Source organism: Martinezella sp. CNPSo 3795 (genome assembly GCF_057784475.1).
The window spans coordinates 163,010-186,857 of sequence record NZ_JBXSOQ010000003.1; the positions used below are offsets into that span (position 1 = coordinate 163,010).

Annotated in this window: 21 protein-coding genes; 7 read left to right on the forward strand and 14 right to left on the reverse strand. The window is 58.5% G+C overall.

Going from position 1 to position 23,848, the window contains the following annotated elements; all coding sequences use genetic code 11:
• Position 1 precedes the first annotated feature (1 nt).
• On the reverse strand, positions 2–916 hold the full coding sequence (locus tag AC13QY_RS10440; RefSeq protein ID WP_095435441.1) for a cation diffusion facilitator family transporter: 915 nt from the start codon (positions 914–916) through the stop codon (positions 2–4).
• Positions 917–1,260: 344 nt separating this feature from the next.
• Here AC13QY_RS10440 and AC13QY_RS10445 point away from each other — a divergent pair, with 344 nt between their 5' ends.
• On the forward strand, positions 1,261–1,578 hold the full coding sequence (locus tag AC13QY_RS10445; RefSeq protein WP_095435442.1) for a hypothetical protein: 318 nt from the start codon (positions 1,261–1,263) through the stop codon (positions 1,576–1,578).
• A gap of 194 nt (positions 1,579–1,772) precedes the next feature.
• A complete protein-coding gene (gene bluB, locus AC13QY_RS10450) occupies positions 1,773–2,513 on the forward strand; it encodes a 5,6-dimethylbenzimidazole synthase (RefSeq protein WP_233788716.1) in 741 nt (246 codons plus the stop codon).
• Between the two features lie 39 nt (positions 2,514–2,552).
• On the opposite strand, the gene AC13QY_RS10455 is transcribed toward bluB, so the two are convergent.
• The 4 genes from AC13QY_RS10455 to AC13QY_RS10470 form a co-directional block, all read right to left on the reverse strand.
• Entirely contained in the window at positions 2,553–3,188 is a 636-nt protein-coding gene (locus tag AC13QY_RS10455) for a glyoxalase superfamily protein (protein ID WP_152092616.1), read from the reverse strand.
• 117 nt (positions 3,189–3,305) lie between these two features.
• A complete protein-coding gene (locus AC13QY_RS10460) occupies positions 3,306–4,016 on the reverse strand; it encodes a TIGR02117 family protein (RefSeq protein ID WP_308936587.1) in 711 nt (236 codons plus the stop codon).
• A 129-nt stretch (positions 4,017–4,145) separates the two neighbouring features.
• The gene (locus AC13QY_RS10465; RefSeq protein WP_152092615.1) at positions 4,146–6,335 is read right to left on the reverse strand and encodes an anthranilate synthase; all 2,190 of its coding nucleotides are present in this window, start codon (positions 6,333–6,335) and stop codon (positions 4,146–4,148) included.
• A 267-nt stretch (positions 6,336–6,602) separates the two neighbouring features.
• The gene (locus tag AC13QY_RS10470; protein WP_113351826.1) at positions 6,603–6,968 is read right to left on the reverse strand and encodes an antibiotic biosynthesis monooxygenase; all 366 of its coding nucleotides are present in this window, start codon (positions 6,966–6,968) and stop codon (positions 6,603–6,605) included.
• Between the two features lie 125 nt (positions 6,969–7,093).
• On the opposite strand from AC13QY_RS10470, the gene AC13QY_RS10475 reads away from it, so the two are divergent.
• On the forward strand, positions 7,094–7,993 hold the full coding sequence (locus AC13QY_RS10475) for a LysR family transcriptional regulator (protein ID WP_152092614.1): 900 nt from the start codon (positions 7,094–7,096) through the stop codon (positions 7,991–7,993).
• A 14-nt stretch (positions 7,994–8,007) separates the two neighbouring features.
• Here AC13QY_RS10475 and AC13QY_RS10480 read toward each other — a convergent pair whose 3' ends face one another.
• Both AC13QY_RS10480 and AC13QY_RS10485 read right to left on the reverse strand, forming a co-directional pair.
• Positions 8,008–9,531, reverse strand: a complete 1,524-nt coding sequence (locus tag AC13QY_RS10480; RefSeq protein WP_152092613.1) for an ABC-F family ATP-binding cassette domain-containing protein — start codon at positions 9,529–9,531, stop codon at positions 8,008–8,010.
• Between the two features lie 421 nt (positions 9,532–9,952).
• On the reverse strand, positions 9,953–12,184 hold the full coding sequence (locus tag AC13QY_RS10485; RefSeq protein ID WP_152092612.1) for a TonB-dependent hemoglobin/transferrin/lactoferrin family receptor: 2,232 nt from the start codon (positions 12,182–12,184) through the stop codon (positions 9,953–9,955).
• A gap of 319 nt (positions 12,185–12,503) precedes the next feature.
• Here AC13QY_RS10485 and AC13QY_RS10490 point away from each other — a divergent pair, with 319 nt between their 5' ends.
• Complete coding sequence (locus tag AC13QY_RS10490; RefSeq protein ID WP_152092611.1) at positions 12,504–13,304, forward strand: extensin-like domain-containing protein; 801 nt, start codon at positions 12,504–12,506, stop codon at positions 13,302–13,304.
• 43 nt (positions 13,305–13,347) lie between these two features.
• On the opposite strand, the gene AC13QY_RS10495 is transcribed toward AC13QY_RS10490, so the two are convergent.
• Positions 13,348–14,193 carry a protein-L-isoaspartate O-methyltransferase family protein gene (locus AC13QY_RS10495; RefSeq protein WP_113395540.1) on the reverse strand — a complete coding sequence of 282 codons (846 nt, stop codon included), beginning with the start codon at positions 14,191–14,193 and terminating at the stop codon, positions 13,348–13,350.
• A 177-nt stretch (positions 14,194–14,370) separates the two neighbouring features.
• Complete coding sequence (locus AC13QY_RS10500) at positions 14,371–16,053, reverse strand: formate--tetrahydrofolate ligase (RefSeq protein ID WP_488493431.1); 1,683 nt, start codon at positions 16,051–16,053, stop codon at positions 14,371–14,373.
• A 166-nt stretch (positions 16,054–16,219) separates the two neighbouring features.
• On the opposite strand from AC13QY_RS10500, the gene AC13QY_RS10505 reads away from it, so the two are divergent.
• Entirely contained in the window at positions 16,220–16,729 is a 510-nt protein-coding gene (locus tag AC13QY_RS10505; RefSeq protein ID WP_113332201.1) for a TIGR00645 family protein, read from the forward strand.
• Between the two features lie 12 nt (positions 16,730–16,741).
• On the opposite strand, the gene AC13QY_RS10510 is transcribed toward AC13QY_RS10505, so the two are convergent.
• Complete coding sequence (locus tag AC13QY_RS10510; RefSeq protein ID WP_152092610.1) at positions 16,742–17,707, reverse strand: COG3904 family protein; 966 nt, start codon at positions 17,705–17,707, stop codon at positions 16,742–16,744.
• A gap of 566 nt (positions 17,708–18,273) precedes the next feature.
• Between AC13QY_RS10510 and AC13QY_RS10515 the strand changes: the two genes are divergently transcribed.
• A complete protein-coding gene (locus AC13QY_RS10515) occupies positions 18,274–19,005 on the forward strand; it encodes a helix-turn-helix transcriptional regulator (protein WP_113332199.1) in 732 nt (243 codons plus the stop codon).
• 97 nt (positions 19,006–19,102) lie between these two features.
• On the opposite strand, the gene AC13QY_RS10520 is transcribed toward AC13QY_RS10515, so the two are convergent.
• The 4 genes from AC13QY_RS10520 to AC13QY_RS10535 all read right to left on the reverse strand — a co-directional run bounded on the left by AC13QY_RS10520 (position 19,103) and on the right by AC13QY_RS10535 (position 22,586).
• The gene (locus AC13QY_RS10520; protein ID WP_113332198.1) at positions 19,103–20,242 is read right to left on the reverse strand and encodes a DUF2333 family protein; all 1,140 of its coding nucleotides are present in this window, start codon (positions 20,240–20,242) and stop codon (positions 19,103–19,105) included.
• Between the two features lie 198 nt (positions 20,243–20,440).
• Positions 20,441–21,463 (reverse strand): hypothetical protein, encoded by a 1,023-nt coding sequence (locus tag AC13QY_RS10525; RefSeq protein ID WP_113351819.1) that lies wholly within the window; start codon positions 21,461–21,463, stop codon positions 20,441–20,443.
• A 69-nt stretch (positions 21,464–21,532) separates the two neighbouring features.
• Positions 21,533–21,919 (reverse strand): c-type cytochrome, encoded by a 387-nt coding sequence (locus AC13QY_RS10530; protein ID WP_113332196.1) that lies wholly within the window; start codon positions 21,917–21,919, stop codon positions 21,533–21,535.
• A gap of 85 nt (positions 21,920–22,004) precedes the next feature.
• On the reverse strand, positions 22,005–22,586 hold the full coding sequence (locus AC13QY_RS10535) for a thymidine kinase (protein ID WP_075851140.1): 582 nt from the start codon (positions 22,584–22,586) through the stop codon (positions 22,005–22,007).
• A 234-nt stretch (positions 22,587–22,820) separates the two neighbouring features.
• Between AC13QY_RS10535 and AC13QY_RS10540 the strand changes: the two genes are divergently transcribed.
• Positions 22,821–23,777 carry a choline ABC transporter substrate-binding protein gene (locus AC13QY_RS10540; protein WP_145316474.1) on the forward strand — a complete coding sequence of 319 codons (957 nt, stop codon included), beginning with the start codon at positions 22,821–22,823 and terminating at the stop codon, positions 23,775–23,777.
• The last annotated feature ends 71 nt before the right edge of the window (positions 23,778–23,848 follow it).

Sequence of the window (23,848 nt, forward strand, 5' to 3'; positions counted from 1 at the left end):
CTCAGGTCTCCTTGATCACTTTGACGCGGATACCATGGGCTTTTTCGCCCTCCGGCTCCACATGAATGGTTATTTCGGCGCCCGCATGGATCGCCCGTATGGCATCTTCAAGGCGGTCGCAGATTCGATGTGCCTCTCGCACCGGCATGGCGGCGGGTACGACCATATGGAAATCGACGAAGGTCACGGCCCCTGCCCTGCGTGTCTTCAGATCATGAACGCCGAGCGAACCCTCGGCGTTTCTGGCAATCGCATCCTTGATGACATTCTCCTCTTCCGGCAGAACGGCCTTATCCATAAGCCCGTCGATCGAAGCGGAGATGACCTTCCAGCCCTGGTAGAGAATGTTGATGGCAACGAGAATGGCAAGCACGGGGTCGAAGATCGGATGGCCGGTGCCGAGCGCCAGCAACAGGCCGATGAGCACGCCGATCGAAGTATAGACATCCGACATGATGTGCTGGCCATCCGCCGTCAATGCCGGCGAGCGATATGTCCGGCCGGCCCGGATCAGCGTCAGAGCCCAGATACCGTTGATGACGCCGGCGACAAAGTTGATCGCGAGACCGAGCACCGGCGCCTGCATCGGCTGCGGATTTGCGAGATGGCCGACCGCCTCCTGCACGATCATCAGCGCTGCAACGACGATCATCACGCCTTCGGTGACGGCGGAAAGATATTCCGCCTTGTGATGACCGAAGGGATGATCGTGATCGGCCGGCTTCTGCGCGTAACGGATGACGAAGAAGGCGATGAAGGCAGCAACGACATTGACGAGCGATTCAAGTCCATCGGACAGAAGCGCCACGGAACCCGTCAGCCACCAGGCCAGCATCTTCAGCCCCATGACGCCGAGCGACAGCGGAATGCCCCAAAGGGCGAGCCGCCTGATCGTATCGTTTCCTTGACTGTTCATGCCCGTCTCCAAATGTCTTCACGCCTGCTTATGCGAATGAATTGCAAAGAAGGCGCCGTTGAAATGCAAAACCGCCCGCGCGAATTTTCGCGCAGGCGGTTCATTAACGGCTCATATGGATCACGATGCCAAGTTTGTCAAAGGCGAGTTTCGCTCTCACATCAAAAATGGCCGTTGCTGAACAGAACAAGCAAAACGTGACTGGATCGCCCACTCAGTTTCGGTCGGCGTCGTCCGGCCACTGAAGCACACGATGATAGAAACACCATTTTTTAAAACTTGAAGTTGATATCCATCTAATGCAGTAAGTTCGTAATAAAAGAATATAGACGGATCAACTGAGAATGAGCGTGGAAACCCGCAAGATATTATTCCATGCTCTCGTTTGGGTAGCGCTTGCCGCGCTGGCATACAACACGGCTGGCACCTACCGTTTTGCAAGTTGCTGGCAGATCATTCCGCTTTACTTTCCGCCGCTAAGCATCTTGCTTTTCGCAATCTTCATCTCAAGCATTGCCGTCCTGGCAGCAGCGGCTTCGCAGCCGACCATGCGCGCCCATTCGCTCTTTTGGGCAGCGTGTCATGGGGTGATTTTGACGCTTGGACTGGTGACATGCAATCTTGCCGCTTACACTGCAGTTGGGCATGTCGACTGTTTATAAGTCAATCATCATTCTTAGCACCAAATTATCGCCATGTATTCGCCATCCGGTGGCGCGATTGTCGCTCGCCTGTGGAAAAGCGCGCTGGTAGTTTGACTTGCCATCCAGCGCTAAGCTGTGCTTCAGCCTGATGTGCAAGGGTCGGCGACACCGGCCGATACGCCGCCGCCTCCTAATGAAAATCACGGTTGAACATGCCCGCTCCTGAAAAGACTGCCGATGCTACACCTTACGCTGCCGACGCTCCCGCTGGTGTATCGGATCATCTGGTCGCAGCCGGAGCATTTTCGGAGGTGGAACGCAGCGCCGTCTATCGCGCCATCGAGACCCGGCGCGACGTGCGCGACCAATTCCGGCCCCATCCCCTTCCTGACGATGTCGTCCGGCGCTTGCTCGAGGCTGCCCATTCGGCACCGTCGGTCGGATTCATGCAGCCATGGAATTTCATCCTGATCCGTCAGCCAGAAACGCGTGAACGCGTATGGCAGGCCTTCCATCAGGCCAATGAGGAAGCCTCCGCGATGTTCGAAGGTGATCGTCGCGCGCAGTATCAGCGGTTGAAACTGGAAGGCATTCGCAAGGCGCCGCTCAGCATCTGCATCACCTGCGACACCAAGCGCGGCGGTCCCGTCGTGCTCGGCCGGACGCACAATCCGGATACCGATGTCTACTCGACCGTCTGCGCCGTACAGAATCTCTGGCTTGCCGCACGAGCCGAGGGCGTCGGTGTCGGCTGGGTCAGCATCTTCCATGAAGATGCCATCAAGGCGATCCTCGGCATACCCGAGCATGTGAAGATCGTCGCATGGCTCTGTGTCGGCTATGTCGACGAGCTCTACGACATGCCGGAACTCGCCGTGAAGGGATGGCGCGAGCGCCTGCCGCTCGACAAGCTCGTCTTCGAGGAAGGCTGGCAGGCTTGCGAGGATATGTGAGTATGGCCGCTCTGCGCCAACCCTCGACGGATCAAAGTGTTACGACCTGAATGTCACAAACGAGATCACGTTTCCATCCGGATCGCGCACATGAAAATCGGTGCCTCCCCAAGCCTGCTTGGTGAGCGGCTGCGCAAACTCCACGCCTTTCGCCTTGAACTCCTCGAACAATCCCTGGACGTTCGAAACCTCAATCGACGCCAGGATCAGCGCGCCCTCTTTCGCCGCAGCAGCTGCAAAATAGGGTTCATAGACGAGCCGCAAGTGAATCCAGATGCCATCGCGCGACACAGCACCGTAGAATGGCGGCAACCCGTGCAGAAATTCCTCCGCAAAGCCAAGCTTCTCCCTGAAGAAGACTGCGCTGGCAGTAACATCCCGCACGAAAAGGATCGGAATGACACTCTTGAAAATCGGCGGTTCTGCAAATGGGGCCGGCATCTTCGGCGCGTCCGCTGCGACGGACTTCAATTCCGCCCAGCTCCTGTGACCCGCTTCGACCGCAACGATCTCCTGCGCTAGCGTTAGGGGGAACTTCATCGCCAGGATCTCGCGATCCGTCAGCTCCTTGAAACGATCGAGCATTCGGACTCTTCCGCCGATGGAATAGTCACGCTCTTTGTGCCAGCGCATCAGTAGCTTGGCTTGCTTGCGGTAGGTATCGAGGGTTGGCATGGCAGACTCCTGCTGAATGATATCAGCGGGCAGGCCTAGCCCTTTCGGCCCGATGCCGATGTGCCCCACAGGAACGACGCAAAGATTAGGATACAACCTGAAGCAAGTCAAACCGCGTCAAGGCAGGCTATGGCTTGCCGCGAAGCGTTCATCGTCATTATGCAGCCGCAAGGACATTCGCAGCATCCACGGCAGCGACGTCCAAAGGCCGGAGGTCAATCCCGCCTGCCTCAGCCCTGCAGCAGTCCAGGTATTGCATCCCATCAGCGCATTGAAATGTTCCCGTGCCTCGAAGAACGCATCGTTCGGCCCGTAATTGCTGCCGATCAACGGGCTCGGTTGGTCGTTCGTCTGTTCGAAGCTGTCGAAAATGAATTGCTTGAGCCGTTCCAGGCCTTCGGCATCAATTCTGATCGCAGTGATGGCGGGAGCGTCCAGTGGAATATCGCCCGTCAACCCCGTATGAATAACGGAGCGATCCAGCGTGAAGCTTTTAAGGAGTGGACCGGCCTTCAAATCGGCCCAAGTTCGCGTTTCCGTATAAAAGCTTCGGCCGCCCCAGCCGAAGATAAGATACCGCAAATTGGGATTGTCGAGATCGAGCCCGGCCGTTCGCAGGAAGGCGAAACGGTTCAGGAGGTCATCATCGATGGGGATGGCAATGTCCGTATGGATGGGATTGCTGAGCATGAGGATTTGCCGCGAGTGCGCGGTGCGTGCAGTCGGTTCGTCATGCCAGAGCGGCCGCGGTACGACGATGCCAAGGCCGACGAGGAGCATGACGGCAAGAACGGCGAAGAAAACGCCCTTGAATATTCTTGAGATCACCGACTGAACGCCCCTGCCATCATTCAATTCTTTCAGCGGTTTGTTGGCTCTTTCAAGGCATAAAAATAGCCCCATGCACTTTTTCCGAGTGCATGGGGCTATCAAACCTCCGAATTCTAAACGCTCGTCTCAGGCGGCCTTCGTCTTCGCCCGCCGCGCCAGATGCGCCACGACATTCTCGATCATCCGCATGCCGGCATCGCCGCCGAGCGTCATGATCGATTCCGGATGGAACTGCACGGCCGCGATCGGCTCCTTCACATGCTCGATGCCCATGATCGTGCCGTCTTCGCTCTCGGCCGTGATCATGAAGTCGCGCGGCAGGCTCGACGGATCGGCGAAGATCGAGTGGTAGCGGCCAACGGTCACTTCACGGCCAAGACCGGAAAAGACCAGACCGGGCTCCAGCACGCGGATGCGCGAGGGCTTGCCATGCATCGGGATCGCCAGATGGCGCAGCTCGCCGCCATAGGCTTCGGCCAGCGCCTGCAGGCCCAGGCAGACGCCGAAGATCGGCAGGTTGCGCGCCCTCGCCTTCTTGATCGTCGCCTTGCAATCGAAATCCTTTGGATTGCCAGGACCCGGCGACAGTACGACGAGATCCGGGTCGAGCCGGTCGAAGACCTCTTCCGGCACCGGCGTGCGCACGGTCGAAACCGTTGCACCCGTCTGGCGGAAGTAGTTGGCAAGCGTATGGACGAAGCTGTCCTCATGGTCGACGAGCAGGATCTTCACGCCCTTGCCGACGGAAGCAACGTCGCGTTGCTGTTTGCCGGAATTGCCGGTTTTGGCGTCACGGATGGCGGAAAGCATGGCGGAGGCCTTCAGTTCGGTTTCGGCTTCTTCTTCCTCGGGGATCGAGTCGTTGAGCAGCGTCGCGCCTGCCCGCACCTCGGCAATGCCATCCTTGATGCGAACGGTGCGCAGCGTCAGGCCGGTGTTCATGTCGCCATTGAAGCCGACCATGCCGATCGCGCCGCCATACCAGGCCCGCGGGCTCTTTTCATGGCTCTCGATGAAGCGCATGGCCCAGAGCTTCGGCGCGCCGGTGACGGTGACGGCCCAGGCGTGGCTCAGGAAGCCGTCGAAGGCGTCCATATCGTCGCGCAGGCGGCCCTCGATATGGTCGACCGTGTGGATGAGGCGCGAATACATCTCGATCTGCCGGCGGCCGATGACCTTGACCGAACCCGGCTCGCAGACGCGGCTCTTGTCGTTTCGGTCGACGTCGGAGCACATGGTGAGTTCCGACTCGTCCTTCTTGGAATTCAAGAGCTTCAGGATCTGCTCGCTGTCGGCGATCGGATCGTCCCCGCGCTTGATCGTGCCCGAAATCGGGCAGGTCTCAATGCGGCGGCCCGATACGCGCACGAACATTTCAGGCGAAGCGCCGACGAGATATTCCTGATTGCCGAGATTGATGAAGAAGGAATAGGGCGACGGATTGATCGCCTTCAGGCGCTTGGAAATATCTGATGGTTTGCTCTCGCAGCGCTCCATGAACTTCTGGCCGGGCACGACTTCGAAGAGGTCGCCCTTGCGGAAGCTCTCCTTCGCTTTGACCACCAGTTCGGCATATTCGCCAGGGCGATGATCGCTCTTCGGCGGGATCGCATCGGTGTGCCGGAACGGCTCGGGCGCGATCTCGCCGGACTTGCCTTCCGTCGATACCTCGCCCTTGGCGAAATCGTAGCGATCGATCCAGGCCTTGGCGGAATAGTTGTCCACCACAAGGATTTCGTCCGGCAGGTAGAGCACCATGTCGCGCTGGTCGTCCGGGCGCTTGAGCTTCAGATCGATTGCGTCGAACTGGAACGCCAGATCGTAGCCGAAGGCGCCGTAGAAGCCGATGCTGGCATCGGCCTGGGAATAGAATAGATCGGTCACGGCGCGCAGCACGGTGAAGACCGTCGGCATCTTCGAGCGCTCTTCCTCGGTGAAAACACGATCCGGCGTCTTGACCGTGAGATCGAGCCGGCGCGGCGCCGAGGCGCCAAGCACCACCTCGGAAACGGTCTTCAGCTTCTCCGCGATGAAGCCGAGAATGACTTCGCCGCGCTCGTTATAGGCTTCGATCCAGACATCGCGCCCGTTGCAGGACAGGCCGAGCGGCGGATCGACGATGGCGGTATCCCAACGCGTATAGCGGCCCGGATATTCGTAGTTGGAGGAGAAGACGGCGCCGCGGCGCTCATCGAGCTTGTCGATATAGGATGAAACCGCATCCGCATAGGGCGTCGGCCGGCGCTGCCGAGTGACAGTGATACCGCCCTTCGTCTCGTAGATTTCCGCACCATCATCCCGAAGGATCGTTACCATTGTTCCTCACTCCGTTGTCGGGCCCGGATGACAGGCGGCCAATATAACAAAAAAGCCGCCTCGAAATCTCGGGCGGCTCACTCGTCGTCTTTGAACACGATTGGTCGAGGCCGCCTCAGCGTGCCCACCACCAAACTGCAATGTTGTTCAAGGACGTGTTCATGGCGGGAATTGTTAGCGTGAGATGCCGCGATGCGCAAGCGGAAGATGGAAGGAAAGTTTCCGGCAACGAAGAGGCGGCATCTGCTTGCTATCGATTACAACGCCTTAGACACTGGCGCCTTCACCGCCGCCGAGCTTCGGCAAAACCAGATCGCCAACAGTGTAGGTGTGGAATTCACTTGTCGAAACGTCATCGAGCCTGCGGAATTTCTCGACAAAAACTGGATCGGAGAAGAATTCGTCGACATTGCCGGCGCCCTTGATGGCTTCGATATTCACAACCGTCAGGCCGTCCGTGCTCTTGGCAAGATTGCTCCAGAGGAATCCTTCTTTCCGTTCGGCGACATAGTGAACAACATCCTGGATCACGCGGAAGGCTTCTTCCTGCTTGCCGGGATGAACGTGGATGACATTGACGATGAAGGTGGTCGGCTGCGGCTGGGCGGTGAAATGGGCGGAAATCGTATCCATTGCGGTTCCTTTCGAAAAAGCGGCTTCATGTGCCGCACCGGCACTGGATATCGAGAGTGAGATAGCGGATAAATGATCCGGTATTCACATAAGATCGGAATTATATTCCGCAATCGGGAGCCGTGATGGATAGGCTTGGAACGCTTGGGATCTTCGTACAGACGGCGGAAGGCGGCAGCTTCGTTGCGGGCGCGCGCCGGCTCGGTCTTTCGAGCTCCGCCGTCGGCAAGGCAATCGCCCGCCTGGAGCGGGAGATGGGCGTTCGCCTCTTTCACCGCTCGACCCGCAGCATGACGCTGACCGAAGAAGGCAGCTTCTTCCTCGACACCTGCCGGCGCATCATCTCAGAGCTGGATACGGCTCAGGCGGAGCTTTCGAAATCGCATGCGGCTCCTCGCGGCCACCTTCGCGTCAGCCTCCCCCTGGCCGGAATGCTGTTGATGCCGGCGATATCGGCCTTCATGCGCACCTATCCCGATATCACGCTGGATCTGGATTTTACCGATCGGCTGGTCGATGTGATCGAGGAGGGATTCGATGCGGTCATCCGAACCGGCGATGTCAGGGATACGAGGCTGATGAGCCGCAAGCTCGGTACATTCCGCTTTCAAATCGTCGCCGCACCCAACTATCTGAAAGCGGAAGGAATCCCGCTTGCACCTGAAGACCTGCTTCAGCACAAATGCTTGCATCATCGCTATCCCAGCACGGGCAAGCTGGAGCCGTGGCCTCTGGCGCGCAATGGGGAGGAGTTGCGGCTCGCTTTGCCGACGACGACGATCGCCAGCACCATCGAACCGCTCATCCACCTAGCCGAAAACGGCTTCGGCATCACGTGCCTGCCGCCCTTTGCCGTCAGCACGCAAATCGCGGACGGCCAGCTTGTGCCGCTGCTCGAAGACCATATCGCGAAGACAGGCATCTTTCGCGTATTGTGGCCCACGAGCCGCTACCTGTCCCCGAAGATACGTGCCTTTGTGGATTTTATGGCGGCCAATCTGTTTTCGCACCCGTCGGCCGCCTGAGGATTCCGCCCTCCTCACGCCTGCCCTCTCGCCGCCTCGAAGAACTCCTCCGGCCCATCCACTTCGACCAATCGCTTCCGGTCGATCAGCCAGAAGCGATTGCCGATCGATCGCACGAAACTGCGATCGTGCGAGACGAGAAGGCAGCTCGCCTCATTTGCCGTCAGTTCGCCCTCCAGCGCCTCCTGGCCGTCGATATCCAGATGGTTTGTCGGCTCGTCCAGCAGGTAGAAGTTTGGATTGGTCAGCCGCAGCGCCAGCATGGCGAGCCGCGCCTTCTGCCCGCCAGACAGACGGCCGATCTCCTTCCCCTGCATGTCGATACCGATGCCAACACCGACCAGCAGCGTGCGGGCGCGTTGTTCGCCGAGCTCGAACAAGCGCGTGATCATGCCGAGCGGCGTATCCTTTTCACCGAGATGGGAGAGCGCCTGATCACTGTAACCCAACACTAGAGACGGCGTCGGCTTGATTGGGCCGCCGGCAGACGGATCGGCGATCGCCCTACGGATCATCTCGACAAACCGCGTCTTGCCGGCACCATTCTGCCCGAGCAACACGATGCGGTCGCCCTGACAAATCCACTGCTGGCCGGTCTTGAATAACAACGTACCATCAGGCGTCGTCACCGAGGCATCCTCCAGCGTCAGCAGGACCTTGGCGTGGATGCCACGATTGGCGAGCTTGATCGAGCCGGAGGAACGCTCACGGTAGCCCGGTCTCGCGCTGTCCTCCAGCTTCTCGGCCCGCGCCTTCAATTGCTTCGTCTTCACCGTCAGGAGATCGCTGCCGGAATTGACGCCGATATTGTGGAGTTTGGCCGCCTGCTTGCGCAGCTGCTGCGCCGTCTTCATCTCTTTCTGATATCGCCGCTCGTCCGAGGCATCGACCTCGTCCAGCGCCGCACGCGCCCTGCTATACGGCAGCGCATAGGTTTGCGACTGATCCTGGCGCAGGAACAGGGTTCGATTGCAGACGGCATCGAGGAAGGCGCGGTCGTGGCTGGCGATGATGACGGGCACATCGCGCGGCAAGGCATTCAGCCAATCCTCCAGCAGTGCGATCTTGGCGAGATCGAGATGGTTGGTCGGCTCGTCGAGCAGCAGCACGTCGGGTTCCGTCACCCAGACCCGGGCAAGCACGGCAAGCCGCTGCCAGCCGCCGCTGAGCTGCGCCAACGTCCTCTCCCGCATCGCATCAGGTACATCAAGCGAATCGAGAGTGACGTCGACACGCCAGCTCTCGCTCGCGACTTGCTCCTGAGGCAAAGCGCGCATAACGGCATCATAGAAGGAGACGTCCAGCAGGTTCGCCGGCACGTTCTGTTCGACATAGCCGACGCGCAAGCCCCGGGCGCGGGTGATCTCACCTGTGGTCGGCTCCTGCCTGCCCGTGATGCAGTTGAGCAGCGTGGTCTTCCCGCGTCCATTCGCGGCGACGATGCCGACGCGGTCACCGGCATCCACCGTGAAATTGAGATTGGAAAACAGCGGCGCACCCATGGTGACGCCCAGATTGCGGAGATTGATCAGAGTCATGGTCTTTTCCGGTCTCGATCGAGCATCTCAAGACATCGCCGGCGGCTCCTTTTGCCGCGCTACGCCTATGCCGATGGCCAAAGCAGGCCAATGCTCGAAAACATGTCATGACGCGGCCACGTAGGTGCGCGAGCTCGCGTCGCCCAAAGGGCAGACCAGAAGGATTGAGTGAGAAAACAGCCTCTGATCAGCCCTGCAAACGCATCTGCAGGGCACGAGTCGGACCGAACTGGCGAATATGCCAGACTATCTTGGTCATACGGTCCTCCTCTCTTCTTTTCTCGACGGTTAAAGACTGCGTTGTTCGAATAGCATCGAACGCTGCCATTTACAATTGCGCAGATCGCCCGATGCCACGCGGGAGAGCAAAAAAGAGGCGATGCCGAAGCATCGCCCAAGTTTGCTGCATCGATGTAACGGCTTAGAACCGTTGCGTCAGCGTCAGCTTGAAGGTCCGACCGGGTTCGGAATAATAGGAAGCAGGCTGGGTCAGCGTGCCGCTATAGGACGGTGCGTTGAGAGCGTCGTAATAGGTCTTGTTGAAGATGTTGTAGACGCCGCCGCGAATGCTAAGGCCCTTCACCTGCTCCGGTTCCCACCAGGCTGTGAGATCGAAGATACCGTAGGCAGGGGTTTGCAGCGTATCGCCTGTCTTCTTCGCCTCGCGCGCCGCGGTGATGAAAGTCAGGTCCGTTCCCCAGACATCAGCCGCATAGCCGACAGTGAAGGCCGCCTTGGCCGGAGCGACGGAGCCGATCCACTGGCCAGTATCGGAATCCTTGCCGTTGACATAGGCAAGCGAGCCCTTGACGTGGATGCCATTGTCGAACGTCTTGTGCGCGTTGACCTCGATACCGAACATGCGGACATTGGCGCGGTTGAAGTATTCAGTGATCCCGAGCGGATAGGTGCCCGTAGGATCGCGATAATTCAGCGTGTCGATGAAGTTCTTGTACTTGTTATAGAAGGCGCCGATATGGCCGCCGAAATCGTCATCGCCGAGGTTGGTGCCGATTTCGATGCCGTTGCTGGTCTCGGGCTTCAGGTTCGGATTGCCGATGTTGACGTAGCCGCCAGGTACGCCGTAGTTCACATAGAGTTCGCTGACGTTAGGTGCACGGAAGGCCATCGCCCACTGCGCATAAAGTTCGACATTGTCCTGCGGCTGATAGGATGCGCGCAGCTTCGGCGAGAAGCGGCTGTCGGATTGTCCGGGGGGCAGGCCATCATAGTTCGCGCTATCACGATAGGCAGCCGTGTTCTTCGGCGAGTAATCATACCAGTCGAAGCGCAGACCCGGCGTCAGATAGAAATTGCTGGAGCCCAACTCGATCTTGTCGTCGATGAAGGCGCCGACGCGCTTGCCATCGACATCGGGCATGTCGGACTGGTTGGTATGGAGGAATGCACAAGTAGCGCGCCAGCGTGGGTTGCTGCAGCTATCCTTGCCGGCTGAGTACTGGTGAACCTTGTCAAAGGCGACGTCGAGACCGAAGGTGAGCTGGTGATGCAGGTTGCCGGTGTCGAAAGACTTCGACGCGTTGCCGCTGAAGCCGATACTGCGGTCTTCCATTTCGTTAAGACGAGAATAGTCGCCAATAACCGACGTGTATCTGTAACCCGCGGTACCGGTTTCACGCACGAGATTCTGCCAGTAGAAAACGGCATTGGCTGTATCAAGCAGTGAATCGGCATTCTCGGCTTCATATTTGTAATCGAGCGACACGCGATTGCGCTCGACATTGTCTGTACCATTGTAATTGCCGGGCCGGAAGTTTCCGGTCGGGCTCTGCAAGGTCATCAAATCCGTGTCTTTATCCTTGTTGTAGTGCTCGGCGGTAATACCGAGGGAGCCGACGTCGGTATATTGGCGGATCTTGAACAGGCCGCTTTTCTGATTGTAGTCAGCCGGATTCGCTTCTGTACGCTTGGTCGAATAGCCGCCGACATCGCCGTTGTTCTCAAGCTCGTGACCGTGGGTGTAGCCGCCCTGGAAGAGAACGGCGGTATTGTCGATGCGCTTGGCAACAGCGGCCGAACCGCCAATGCTCCGGTCGTCACCATTATAACCGAACTTAAAGATGCCACCCCAGGTGGAGCCTGGCGCAATCAGATCTTCCGGCTCCAGCGTGCGCAGCACGAAAGCTCCGCCGAGAGCACCCGAACCGGCACGGCTGGAATCAGCGCCGCGCACGACATCGACACTGGAAAGCGCGTTGAAATCGAAGCTGTTGATGCCACCGTCCGATTCGCGTGAAGCATCAAGAAGGAAAGGAATTTGGATACCGTCGACGGTGGTCAAAACGCGGTCGTCGCCAAGGCCGCGAATATTGACGCCGCCGGTCGTACGGTTGAAGCCGACGCCGACTTCGGTGCTGCGGCCGAGATCCTCGATACGTGTGATTTGCTGGTCGTCGATGTCCTTGGCCGTCGTCTCGCTCGTGGTCGGAGAGTCGGCAAGCACATCCTTGTTCGCCTTGCCTTTGCCCTTCACGACGATCGGTTTCAGATTGGTGACTCGATCGCCCTTGGCGGCCTCGCCCGTCGCCTCTTCATTTTGAGCGGCTGTTTGCGCAAAAGACGTCGTCGCCAGCCCGAGAGCGAGAAACGCGGTGCATGCCAAGAGGGCCGAGCGTGAGCGCCGGACAACCATAACCATTCCTTTCGAATTGCTTCACCGGGCTGGCTGGTTGCTGCGTCGAAAGCAGGCAAGGGGCTGGCTAGGTTATCTTGTTAACGGGCGGAAATATTCCGCCTTCTTTCTGCCGCATAAAAAACATGAGTATTATTGTCAATATATTCGGCGCACTTAATCATGAATAAAATTGTCACCTTTTAAGACAAGAGGCGAACGTTGCTGAATTGCAACGAAATGACAGCCTCATGCGTTCTATCGGCATCATCATTAGAATTGGCTGAATTACTTGATGCTGTTTAGAATTGTTTCATTAGTCTCCGCCGCCGTCCTTTTCATGGCCGCCTCTCTCCCGCAGACCGGCCCGATACCCGAGCAAAAACCGGATCAGGAACAAGTTCAGCCGGATGGCAAAGCGCCGATCCCGGCAGAAAAACCCTCGGCATCACCGGACGGCCCTGTCGTTCCGGCGGAAAAGCCGACGGCTCAACCGGAAGAAAAGCCGGCGCCACGGCCGGAGGAACAGACAAACGGCCAACAGATGCAAGGCCCTCCCCGTCCGCCCCTGACCATCGCTTCCGAACCGGATGATCAGCACCAGGCCTGCCTAAAGGCGCTGACCGCCATCGGAGCGACTTTCAAAGAGATCGCCCGCATCGACGATGGCAATGGCTGCGGCATCGACAAGCCGATCGCGCTTAGCTCTCCGCTGCCGGGCATAGAATTCAAGCCCGAAGGGAAAATGCGCTGCGAAGCCGCTCTCGCTTTGGCTCAATGGATGAAGGAAAGCGTCATTCCATCAGCGACGGCATTGGACAATGGCAAGATCGTCACGATCAATCAGGCATCGACCTATGTCTGCCGGCTGCGCAACAATGCTTCCACCGGCAAGATCTCCGAGCATGCCCGCGGCAACGCCATAGATGTCGCGAGTTTTACCTTCGAAAACGGCAAGACCATCGCAATCGAGCCACGCCGCGAAGATCCGACGCTGACAGGCGCATTCCAGCGTGCGGCCAGTGCGTCTGCCTGCCTCTATTTCACGACGGTTCTAGACCCGGAAAGCGACGCTGCCCACGAGACCCATTTTCATCTCGACGTCATCGAAAGGAATGGCGGCTTTCGTTACTGCCACTAGAAACGCGTCGTGGGCTTGGTCCCACGATGATCTTTGAATCTCTTCATATCCCGAGGCCTACATTCGAGAACCATAGGTCTCTATAGATCGCCACCGCCGTTTCGTCCGGCGCTCGCTCCTGAGTGAGCCAAACCGACCGAATGGAGCGAGCCTCGCCGCCATTCGGAATTTTCGCGGATTGCATGGGATCGGATGCCCCGATGCAGGGGATGAAATAGGCGGGCATCAAAGCACGAGCGCTGAATCCGGTATCCTCGCGGGTAATTATGACGGCAAGCCCGACCCTCTCATTCGCCTGCCAGGGCACGATGAGCCGGCCTCCGGGTCGCAACGCCTGCAGCCATGACTTCGGCGGCGCCACCACGCCGGCACTCACATAGATCAGATCGGCATCCGGAAGCTCGAACGAAGTCGCATCGGCACAGATGACGGAAACGTCTTTATAGGAGGCGAGGTTGTCTCGCGTGCGGCCGGCCAATACCTCATCGATCTCGATGGCATGGACATGCCCACCCGGTGTCACCAGCGTTGAGAGAATGGCGGTGTAGTATCCCGTCCCCGTGCCGATCTGAACGACGGTTTCGCCGGGCTTGGGCGCGACGGCACCCAGGAAAGCGGCATGGAGAAACGGCTCGCCATTGTTGATGCCCTTCGATCTGTCCAGGGAGACCAGAACATTCTGATAGAGAAAGGCAGGATCGCTGCTCGGCGTTTCGAGATAGCGTCCCTTGACCACGATCTGCCAAGGCCCCGGTCCCATGAAGGCTTCGCGCGGCACCTGGCGGAAGGCCCGCTCTAGCCTTTCATCCACCGAGTTGCTGGCGGCAGCCATCATTTTCGCATGGAAGGCGCGTATATCGTCCAAGCTGGCACGGCTGTCTGCAGTCACGATCTGCCTCCACTCTTCCATCCGATGATGTCGGTGTCCGTTGTCGATCCTGTTGCCGATGGCGTCAAGCGAACGGGCGGTTTTTCTCCCTTGAACCGCATCGCACTCTGCTGCAGGTGGAGCCGAATCGGCAGAGGTTCTGAGTTCAAACGGCCTCGGTTGAATCGGATTCTGAACTTAAAATAGTCCTTCGATGTAGCCCTGATCATTAAGGAAAATCCTCTCGGCTGCCGGCGATTTCGGCAGGCCGGGCATGGTCATGATCTCGCCGGTGATGACGACGACGAAGCCGGCCCCGGCTGAAAGGCGTACCTCGCGAACGGGTACGATATGGCCTTCGGGTGCTCCCCGAACATTTGGATCGGTCGAGAAGGAATATTGCGTCTTCGCCATGCAGACCGGCAGATGCCCGTAACCCTGATCCTCCCAGGACCTGAGCTGATCTCGCACGGCCTTGTCAGCCGTCACCTCGCCGGCATGGTAGATCTTGGAGGCCACGATCTCGATCTTCTCCAGCAAGGGAAGATTATCGGGATAGAGCGGCTGGAATTTCGCCTGGCCGGATTCGGCAAGCTCGACCACTTTGTGCGCGAGATCGGTTATGCCCGCCGAGCCCTCGGCCCAGTGCCGGCAAAGGATGGCCTCGGCGCCGAGACGGGCGACATAATTCTTCAGCGCCTCGATTTCGGCTTCCGTGTCCGAAACGAAATGATTGATTGCGACGACGACAGGCACGCCGAACTTGCGGACATTGGCGACATGCCGGCCGAGATTGGCGCAGCCCTTCACCAAAGCCTCGACATTCTCCCTGCCGAGATCGTCCTTCTTGACGCCGCCATTCATCTTCAAGGCCCGCACGGTCGCGACGATGATGGCGGCATCCGGCGAGAGCCCGGACTTGCGGCATTTGATATCGAAGAATTTCTCCGCACCCAGATCGGCGCCGAAGCCGGCTTCCGTCACGACGTAATCGGCAAGCTTCAGTGCCGTGCGCGTCGCAATCACCGAGTTGCAGCCATGGGCGATATTGGCGAAGGGACCGCCATGCACCAGTGCCGGATTGTTCTCCAACGTCTGCACAAGGTTCGGCTGCATGGCGTCCTTCAGGAGCACGGCCATGGCGCCGTCGGCCTTCAGGTCGCGGGCATAAACGGGCGTACGGTCGCGGCGATAGCCGATGATGATGTTGCCGAGCCGCTTTTCCAGATCCTTGAGATCGGATGCCAGACAAAGGATGGCCATCACCTCGGAGGCGACGGTGATATCGAAGCCACCTTCGCGCGGAAAGCCGTTCGCAACGCCGCCGAGCGAGGAGACGATATCGCGCAATGCGCGGTCGTTCATATCCATTGCGCGGCGCCAGGTGATGCGCCTGATATCGATATTCTGCTCGTTGCCCCAATAGATATGGTTGTCGATCAGCGCGGCAAGCAGATTATGGGCAGAGGTGATCGCATGGAAATCGCCGGTGAAATGGAGGTTGATATCTTCCATCGGGATAACCTGCGCATAGCCGCCGCCGGCCGCCCCGCCCTTCACGCCGAAGCATGGGCCGAGCGACGCCTCGCGTACGCAGACCACGGCCTTCTTACCGATGCGGTTCAGGCCGTCGCCAAGGCCAACCGTCGTGGTGGTCTTGCCCTCACCCGCAGGCGTCGGGTTGATCGCCGTGACGAGGATCAGTTTGCCGTCCTTCTTGCCAGCCTGTGCTGCAATGAACGCTGCACCGATCTTTGCCTTGTCGTAACCGTAAGGTGCGAGATCTTCCGCCGGAATACCGAGCTTGGCACCGATCTCCATAATCGGCAGCTTCTTCGCCGCGCGCGCAATCTCGATATCGGATGCCACTGTCGTCGCCATAAGTCTCGCCCCCAAACATACGGTCATTTCCCTGTCGGGATAAACCAATATGTTTCGGGTGTGAATAGTTGGCGAAGCCCCTCCCTATCGAAACGCGCCGCCTTGTCTCACGATGCCGGCATGCCTATTTTCGGCGTCCAATCAAACCGCGGAAGAAGGAAAAGATATGAAGTCCCTGGAATTGCTGGTCGAGCGCATCATTCTCTCCAGTCGCTGGCTTCTGGTGATCTTCTATCTCGGTCTTGCCGCCTCACTCGCCGTCTACGCCGTTTCGTTCGCTTACAAGTTCTACAAGGTCGCGATCAACGTGCTGGTCTATGAAGAGGCCGATATGATCCTTGCGATCCTCGGCCTAATCGATGCCGCCCTGGTGGCGAGCCTGATCGTCATGGTGATGATTTCCGGCTACGAGAATTTCGTCAGCCGCTTCGACGAGGCCGAGGGTGAGGTTTCCTTCCTCGGCAAGCTCGATTCAGGCAGCCTCAAGATCAAGGTCGCATCCTCGATCGTCGCCATTTCCTCGATCCACCTGCTGCAGATCTTCCTGAACGCCACTCAATACGACAACGCCAAGCTGATGTGGTTCACCATCATCCATCTGGCCTTCGTCGTGTCCGCGCTATTGCTGGGCTTCCTGGAAAAAATCATGGCGAAAGCCAAAGCCAAGGATAGCTAAGGCCGGGAGTGACTACTTGCCGGCCATTGCCGATGCGCTGGTCATCGGCGCAGGAGCTGCCGACGGTGCCGGCGCGGCACAATCGGAAATCGATTGATTGTCCCTACAGTTGCGCGCCGAGACCAGCGCATCGGCATCGGCGAGCTCCGTCGTCAGCCTCAGCCTCAACGCGTCCATCTGCGAAATCAGATGAATGCCGTTCGGGTCGGTTCCAAGCATCAGATCGACAAGTCCCCGGTCCACGCCCATCTTGTCGAGGAAGCTGACCAGCCTCGCCCTCTGCGCCTTGTCGAGCTTGGTCGTATCGTACTTGCCGACGAATTTACGGCCGATCTCTCTCTTGGAGATGACCTTGCGCTTGCCATCCACCATCTCATATTCGGTGCGGTACTGGACACGCACCTCGCTGTAGGTCGTTGTGATCTGATGAACGCCCAGCAGCGCGAAGGGGCTGGAAACGCGCTGGACACCGCCTGCAAAAAACAGCGGGCAGGCCGAAAAGCAGATTGCGCCATCCGAGAATGGCTGTCCTGTTATCGAGCCGTCCTTGGCAAAAGCTGCCGAGCAGATCGGCTCGGCATAGGGGCATGCCCGCGAGCGAGTACGCCCGACTGCGATCGAAAGCTTCTGCTTCCGAATGATACGAGCCATCTCCATGGCTGCTTTGACATCGCCGCCTGGCGAACTGACGATTATGGGCAACTTGCGATCGCCGACCTGTTTCAGGATTTTCTGCAGCTTCCGCGGCGTATCTGCCATGATCTGCCCTTCGGCGGAGATCCAGTCCGGACATGTATTATCGGCACGGCACTGGCCCATCTCGCCGTGAACGAGCAAGAACCGCATCGGCGTGCCGCCGGCAACGCCAGCCGCTTCGGCAAGCACAGGCGAAACAAGCAGAAGCGAAACGCCGGTGACGAACCACAACAGCGTTTGACAGCAGCGCGCCGCAAGCTGCGGGAAGAAGCGAAAATCCATGAGTCATACGCCTGCAAGCGATTACCTTGGCAAGACCGATAGCAACCGCTTTGGGCCTTCGCAAGGCGCGCCGATGCGGCAACGCATCATTTGATGAAACTCCCGGCCGCTTGCACCCATGCAAGAGCTGGCGACGAGAAAATTGAGCACCGGCGGACCTCAGGAACGAGAGATGGAACCGAACTGATGCTGTGACAAACGGTTAATCCTAACATGAAGCATGGGACAGTTTTGGATCAAGCCGCGGCTCTTTGCCAGCTCGGGATCTCCCCTGTCCAAACGCACATTCGGGCCTCATTTTGACCGGGCAAATGCGCTTCGTCGGGTTGCTCCCTAGCTGTCGAGGTCGACGCAAATTGTATGGCTTCGTCGAAATTAGGCTAACGGAAACGCTATTTTTACGCTTAATGACCATTTTGGGCGAAGATTTGCGTAGTTTTGCATGACTGAATATTAAAATATATGAAAATGAAATTATTTCTGGTCCTGTGGTATTTTTGCGTCTAGCATTCACTCCTAAATCCGGTATTTGATAACGATAACACGCTGTGGGCGCTTCAACTCATATGTCCTATATCATTACTGCCGAGAGACAATTGCTGCTTTCTGCCGAGTTGGCTGCTGCTCGGACACAAGCGGCCTTTGCACTGGCCTTGGAACGGACCGGGTCAGCTTTTGGCTTCAGCCATATGGCTCTCATGAACGCCCCGGTTCCCGACGACACGATGATGACGCCGTTGCTCATCGAAGGCACGATGCCGGCTCAATTCGTACGTGAATTCGATCGCCATCAGCTCGTTCGCCGTTGTCCAATGCTGTTGCGCACGCGCGATTCGGTCATGCCGCGCTCCTGGCATCTGCTGGAAAAGGACGCCGAACCCGACGCGGATTTGCCGCGCGAACTTCGCGCGCTCCTGATCAACTACAATTGCCCGATGAGCGTCATCATTCCGGTCAACGCCCCGGATGGTCAACGCCTTGTCTTCTGGTTCATGGGCAATCGCAACAGTCTCGGCCAGAGCGAGATCAACGAACTCACCCTGATCATGCTGCAGGCGCTCGATGCTTATAATTGCCTCAAGCGCAACGACAGTGCCGCGCCGCACTCGCTTTCGGCACGTGAGCTGGAAGTGGTTCGCTGGACGGCTCAGGGGAAGACCTCGGTGGAGATCGGCCAGATCCTCACCCTCTCCGACCATACGGTCAACGCCTATATGATGAATGCGATCAAGAAGCTCGATTGCGTCAACCGCACACAGCTTGTCGCAAAAGCCATCCGCCTGAAGCTGATCAGCTAGGCGAGTCCTCACTCAAGCACCTCCGTACGGAGCCCGACGACCGGGCCAAGCGTATGCGCGCCTGCCGCGCCGGAACGGACGGCAATCCACTTCTTCTTTAGCGACCGCCCAGAACCGTACGGATTTCAACGAGACTCGAACGCACCCGCAGAATATGGAAGCCCATGGTCGCGAGATGGCTCGGCATGAAGGAGCTATCTTCGGGTCCATTGGAAATGATGAAGGGCTGAATGCGCAAAGCCGTCTGCAACTGCGTCGTGACGTCGGCCCAAAGCGCGCTGACATTACGCTCGGCGATCACCTGCTGGAAATCCGAACGAGCCGCCATCAGGATACCGTAGCTTGCGTAGAGCTGCCCGTAAGCAAACCAAAAACGATCGTCAGCCCGCGTATCCAGCCAGCCGTAGCTGTGATCCCCTGCTCTCTTGGCCAATATATCCGCCGTACTACCGAGATCGTTGGCAATGTGGTCGACGAACTGCAGGAGATTGTCGGCGCGTCCGTCGAAAATCGCCTTGCAGTTGCCCAGGTCACTATTAAAGCTGCGCAGATTGCTCATTGCGGCGCGATAATAGCTTGGGCTCGGCGTCTTCGGCCCGAAGGGATGCAGGCCGAAATACCAGCTGGACTCATCGAATTGCAGGTTGCCGCGCGCCTTCTGCAGATCGCTGTTGATGCCGGAGGTTCCGCGCACGCGGCCGAGTGTGTCGACCAGCTCCGCCGAGGTACGGCGAACGACAGAATTGATGCCCCGCTGGAAGGAAGCCTTGTTGTCCAGGAATGGCGTGTCATCCCATGAAATGCCGAAGAAGCCGAGCTTGTAGAGCAGCATCGAGGAAATCCAGGCATTCTGGTTGACGTTGAAATCGATCAGATCGGTGGCAACGTCGACGACAGCCGAGGTTTGGCAGGCCTTGGCCGCCGTTGCCGCGGCCTGCTGGCCGTCTGTTGCAGGCAGTTCTTGCCCGGCCGAATATTTGCGCTCGGAAAATTTATAGACATCCGGATAGGCCGGATTGAACCCTGTCCAGACCTGCGTCTGCCAAACGAAATAGATATAGAGCAGCGCCATCAGCGTCACGAAGGCGGCGACCGGCAGCTTGATCAGCCAGTTGCGCTGCCGATACCAGCCATGCGCTGCAAGAAATGGCCAGCTAAGCCCGACAAAAACCAATCCTAGCCAGCGTGCGATAGCGGCCCAGATCCGCTTGAAGAACGCCGTGATCGAGTCAAGCATGGACACGCCTCCTAAACCGTACCGCGCATCCCGCCGACACGCAAAGGACGCACCACACCAAACCTGCGCAATGGACGTCGCGAAAATCCCCGCGGCCCTCGGATCATTAAGTCCTTATCGCCATTCACGTTCCAGCAAATATGTGTTCTTGGGAAAAACAACAACCGTCCGCTTGGAATTTTCCATGACGGACGACAATCAACCCTCCGGTTGCACCTCTTCCGCCGCTCCGCTCGGGTCAGTGGATGCGGGGAGCAGATGCGGCTCCAGCCGTCTTTTGAAGACGGCATCGACATGAGCCTTGCGCACGGCGAGGTCATGCCCCGCCAGCACATTCGCCTCGAATGCCTGGATCAGGCTCTCAACCGCTGCCGTTCGCGAAACCGTGGTCGATGCCGGCGCCGCTTCTGCCGCCAATGCCTTGAGCAAGGCAATCCGTTGCTCGATATCGATGGTCAGCTTAGCGGCCATAGCGCCGATGGCGGCGATCTGCCTATTCAGAGCAGCCGCCAGCCCTTCATAAATGTCTATAAGACGCTGTCGCACGGTCCGGCGGGATTGAAGCTCCTGTTCTTGCCGCCGAATATCATCCTGCTCCAGCAAGAGAGCACGATAGTCCCCTTCGAGTTCGGACTGCAGATCGGCATGGCGCGAGGATGGGCGGTTGCGTCGCTGATACATGAGCTTTTCCGCCAAGGCATTGGCCCTGCGTTGCATCTCCTCTATATCGAAATCGAGCTTCCGCCGGCGTTCGATCACGCCTTCCAGCTGTAGTTCGCAGTCATGAAAGCATCGGGAGAATACAGGTCTTGCCTGCTTGAAAAGAAGGTCGAGTTCGGCCGATACGTTAAGGATCGTATCGAGATCGGCGATGATAGCCTCCGGCTTCATCGGTCCACGCGCCAGCGTCCGGCTGAGCAGGCTTGCATTTTCAAGACCAACCTTCTCGTTGAACAATCTGCGATGCTGCAAGTCCGCCTCCTCGGTCGCATGATCCAGCTCTTTGACCAGCGACAGGGCGGTTGATTTCCACCGATCGAGCAGTTCGACGGCTTCGCGGACAGACGCTTCTTCGACAGGAAAATTGACGACCTCGACGCGCTCGCCCTCCCTGGCGTGGCCGGCGAGCGTCGCCACGGCCGAATTCGCGTCGTTCATGGCGTCATCGAGCGTCGCTTGTGCCTTATCGAGCATGCCATCGAAGGAATGAGACCTGACCATGAAAGCATTCCCTCCCCTACCTCTAGCGCGAGACTAGCCGCTTCCTGAGGCGAAGGAAATGCTCGAAAACTATTGGGCAGCGGCAGGATTCTTCAGATAGGCAATCAGGTTGTCGAGGTCCTTGTCGCTTTTCAGACCCGGGAACGTCATCCGGGTGCCTTTGACGAGGAATTGCGGCGCCGGCAGATATTTCCGCAGCAACGCTTCATCCCAGACCTTGCCGTCGGCGCCGAATGCCCGCATCGCCGGTGAGTAGACATAATCGGGCTTGCTTGCGACGGCTCGTCCGACGACCCCCATCAACGAGGGGCCAACCCGATTGTCAGGCCCGGTCGCCGTGTGACAGGCACCGCATTTCTTGAAAACGACGGCGCCAGCGACCGCATCGCCGTCTGCAAGCGCGCAAGAGGTCGAGGCAAGCACGATGGCGGCCGACAGCAGACAAAGCAGTTTCATCATCCCTCCCGATCAGCTCAATCCCGACCAACGATCATATGCCGAGGAAAGTCGGCAACGCTACTGAAAGCCCGCGGGCGGCGCTTCACTCGCAGGTGATCGCCTCTTCCCAATGACGACGGCAGAGCGAGACATATTTGTCGCTGCCGCCGATCTCGATCTGCGCCCCTTCGTGAACGACCTTGCCGGCGGCATCCAGGCGCACGACCATCGTCGCCTTGCGCCCACAATGGCAAATGGTGCGCACCTCGCGCAATTCGTCGGCAATGGTCAGCAGTTCCTGCGATCCCGGAAATAAGCGTCCGTGGAAATCCGTGCGCAGCCCGTAAGTCATGACCGGAAGGCCGAGGCGGTCGACGATATGGGCAAGCTGCCAAACCTGCTCGCGCGTCAGAAATTGCGCCTCATCGACGAAAACGCAGGCAAGCGGCTCACTTGCATGCATTTCATCGACCATCGCATAGAGATCGTCGCTCGTTTCGAACGGCAAAGCATCCATCGTCAGTCCGATGCGCGAGGCGATCGTGCCGCGGCCGGCGCGATCGTCGAGGGCTGCGATGAAGGCTGCGGTGCGCATGCCGCGCTCCTGATAATTATAGGCAGCCTGCAGCAGCATCGTCGATTTGCCGGCATTCATAGTCGAATAGTGGAAGTAGAGCTTGGCCATGACATTCTCCTTGAATGCTTCATGGGTGCTGCAGGACGATAAGGAAAGATGGTCGCGGCGAAAACCACAGGATTCAGGCGTGCTTCGCTTAGAGCGCAAAAGCCTTGGCCACAGGCGGGCAGAAAAAGACGGGCGTCGCATTCAGCCCCCTCAAACCGCCGCAAATACACTGTGGTCGCTTGAAAATGTCAGTTATTGATGGTTGCTTGGGAACGTTAGACTGGGAGTCACGCAATGATAAAAATGACCCTTACTGCATTCGCTTTCGCCTCAACTCTCTCCGCACTGACATTGGGCGCCACCGCGGCCTCCGCAGCCGAGCCGGCAAGCTGTAGCACCGTACATTTCGCCGATGTAGGCTGGACCGACATCACTTCCACGACGGCCACCGCCTCCATCCTCCTGAAGGCTCTTGGCTACGACACCGACGTCAAGGTGCTCGCCGTGCCGGTGACCTACCAGTCGCTGAAGAACAAGGACATCGATGTCTTCCTCGGCAACTGGATGCCCTCCATGGCCGAGAACATCAAACCCTTCGCTGCGGACAAATCGGTCGAAACCGTGCGCGCCAATCTGGAAGGCGCCAAGTACACGCTGGCGACCAATCAAAAGGGCGCGGATCTAGGCATCAAGGACTTCAAGGACATCGCCGCCCACAAGGATGAGCTTGACGGCAAGATCTACGGCATCGAGCCGGGCAATGACGGCAACCGGCTGGTGATCGACATGGTCGACAAGAACACCTTCGGCCTCAAGGGCTTCGAAGTGGTCGAATCCTCCGAACAGGGCATGCTCGCTCAGGTCTCCCGCGCCGATAAGGAAGGCAAGCCGATCATCTTCCTCGGCTGGGCCCCGCATCCGATGAACACCACCTACAAGATGACCTATCTCACCGGCGGTGACGACGTGTTCGGACCGAACTTCGGTGGTGCGACCGTCTATACCAACGTCCGGGCAGGCTACTTGCAGGAATGCCCGAATGTCGGCACCTTCGTTAAAAATCTCGTCTTCTCGCTGCCGATGGAAAACGAAATCATGGGCAAGATCCTGAATGACGGCAAGGATCCGGAAGTCGCAGCGACGGAATGGCTGAAGGCCAACCCCGCAGCAATCACGCCGTGGCTCGCCGGCGTCACCACCAAGGACGGCGGTGACGGCCTAGCGGCGGTCAAGGCCAAGCTCGGCCTGTAATACGAGGATGGATGGAGGGGCGGCCAAACCGCCCCTTTCTCTTCCTTGAACGGACTGCTTGCTTTCGCGTC

What these genes read in the sequence shown, in the direction of transcription:
- AC13QY_RS10440 (WP_095435441.1), bottom strand. Translation starts at nt 916, where the DNA reads ATGAACAGTCAAGGAAACGATACGATCAGGCGGCTCGCCCTTTGGGGC.
- AC13QY_RS10445 (WP_095435442.1), top strand. Translation starts at nt 1,261, where the DNA reads ATGAGCGTGGAAACCCGCAAGATATTATTCCATGCTCTCGTTTGGGTA.
- bluB (WP_233788716.1), top strand. Translation starts at nt 1,773, where the DNA reads ATGCCCGCTCCTGAAAAGACTGCCGATGCTACACCTTACGCTGCCGAC.
- AC13QY_RS10455 (WP_152092616.1), bottom strand. Translation starts at nt 3,188, where the DNA reads ATGCCAACCCTCGATACCTACCGCAAGCAAGCCAAGCTACTGATGCGC.
- AC13QY_RS10465 (WP_152092615.1), bottom strand. Translation starts at nt 6,335, where the DNA reads ATGGTAACGATCCTTCGGGATGATGGTGCGGAAATCTACGAGACGAAG.
- AC13QY_RS10470 (WP_113351826.1), bottom strand. Translation starts at nt 6,968, where the DNA reads ATGGATACGATTTCCGCCCATTTCACCGCCCAGCCGCAGCCGACCACC.
- AC13QY_RS10475 (WP_152092614.1), top strand. Translation starts at nt 7,094, where the DNA reads ATGGATAGGCTTGGAACGCTTGGGATCTTCGTACAGACGGCGGAAGGC.
- AC13QY_RS10480 (WP_152092613.1), bottom strand. Translation starts at nt 9,531, where the DNA reads ATGACTCTGATCAATCTCCGCAATCTGGGCGTCACCATGGGTGCGCCG.
- AC13QY_RS10485 (WP_152092612.1), bottom strand. Translation starts at nt 12,184, where the DNA reads ATGGTTGTCCGGCGCTCACGCTCGGCCCTCTTGGCATGCACCGCGTTT.
- AC13QY_RS10490 (WP_152092611.1), top strand. Translation starts at nt 12,504, where the DNA reads ATGGCCGCCTCTCTCCCGCAGACCGGCCCGATACCCGAGCAAAAACCG.
- AC13QY_RS10500 (WP_488493431.1), bottom strand. Translation starts at nt 16,053, where the DNA reads ATGGCGACGACAGTGGCATCCGATATCGAGATTGCGCGCGCGGCGAAG.
- AC13QY_RS10505 (WP_113332201.1), top strand. Translation starts at nt 16,220, where the DNA reads ATGAAGTCCCTGGAATTGCTGGTCGAGCGCATCATTCTCTCCAGTCGC.
- AC13QY_RS10510 (WP_152092610.1), bottom strand. Translation starts at nt 17,707, where the DNA reads ATGGATTTTCGCTTCTTCCCGCAGCTTGCGGCGCGCTGCTGTCAAACG.
- AC13QY_RS10515 (WP_113332199.1), top strand. Translation starts at nt 18,274, where the DNA reads ATGTCCTATATCATTACTGCCGAGAGACAATTGCTGCTTTCTGCCGAG.
- AC13QY_RS10520 (WP_113332198.1), bottom strand. Translation starts at nt 20,242, where the DNA reads ATGCTTGACTCGATCACGGCGTTCTTCAAGCGGATCTGGGCCGCTATC.
- AC13QY_RS10525 (WP_113351819.1), bottom strand. Translation starts at nt 21,463, where the DNA reads ATGGTCAGGTCTCATTCCTTCGATGGCATGCTCGATAAGGCACAAGCG.
- AC13QY_RS10530 (WP_113332196.1), bottom strand. Translation starts at nt 21,919, where the DNA reads ATGAAACTGCTTTGTCTGCTGTCGGCCGCCATCGTGCTTGCCTCGACC.
- AC13QY_RS10535 (WP_075851140.1), bottom strand. Translation starts at nt 22,586, where the DNA reads ATGGCCAAGCTCTACTTCCACTATTCGACTATGAATGCCGGCAAATCG.
- AC13QY_RS10540 (WP_145316474.1), top strand. Translation starts at nt 22,821, where the DNA reads ATGATAAAAATGACCCTTACTGCATTCGCTTTCGCCTCAACTCTCTCC.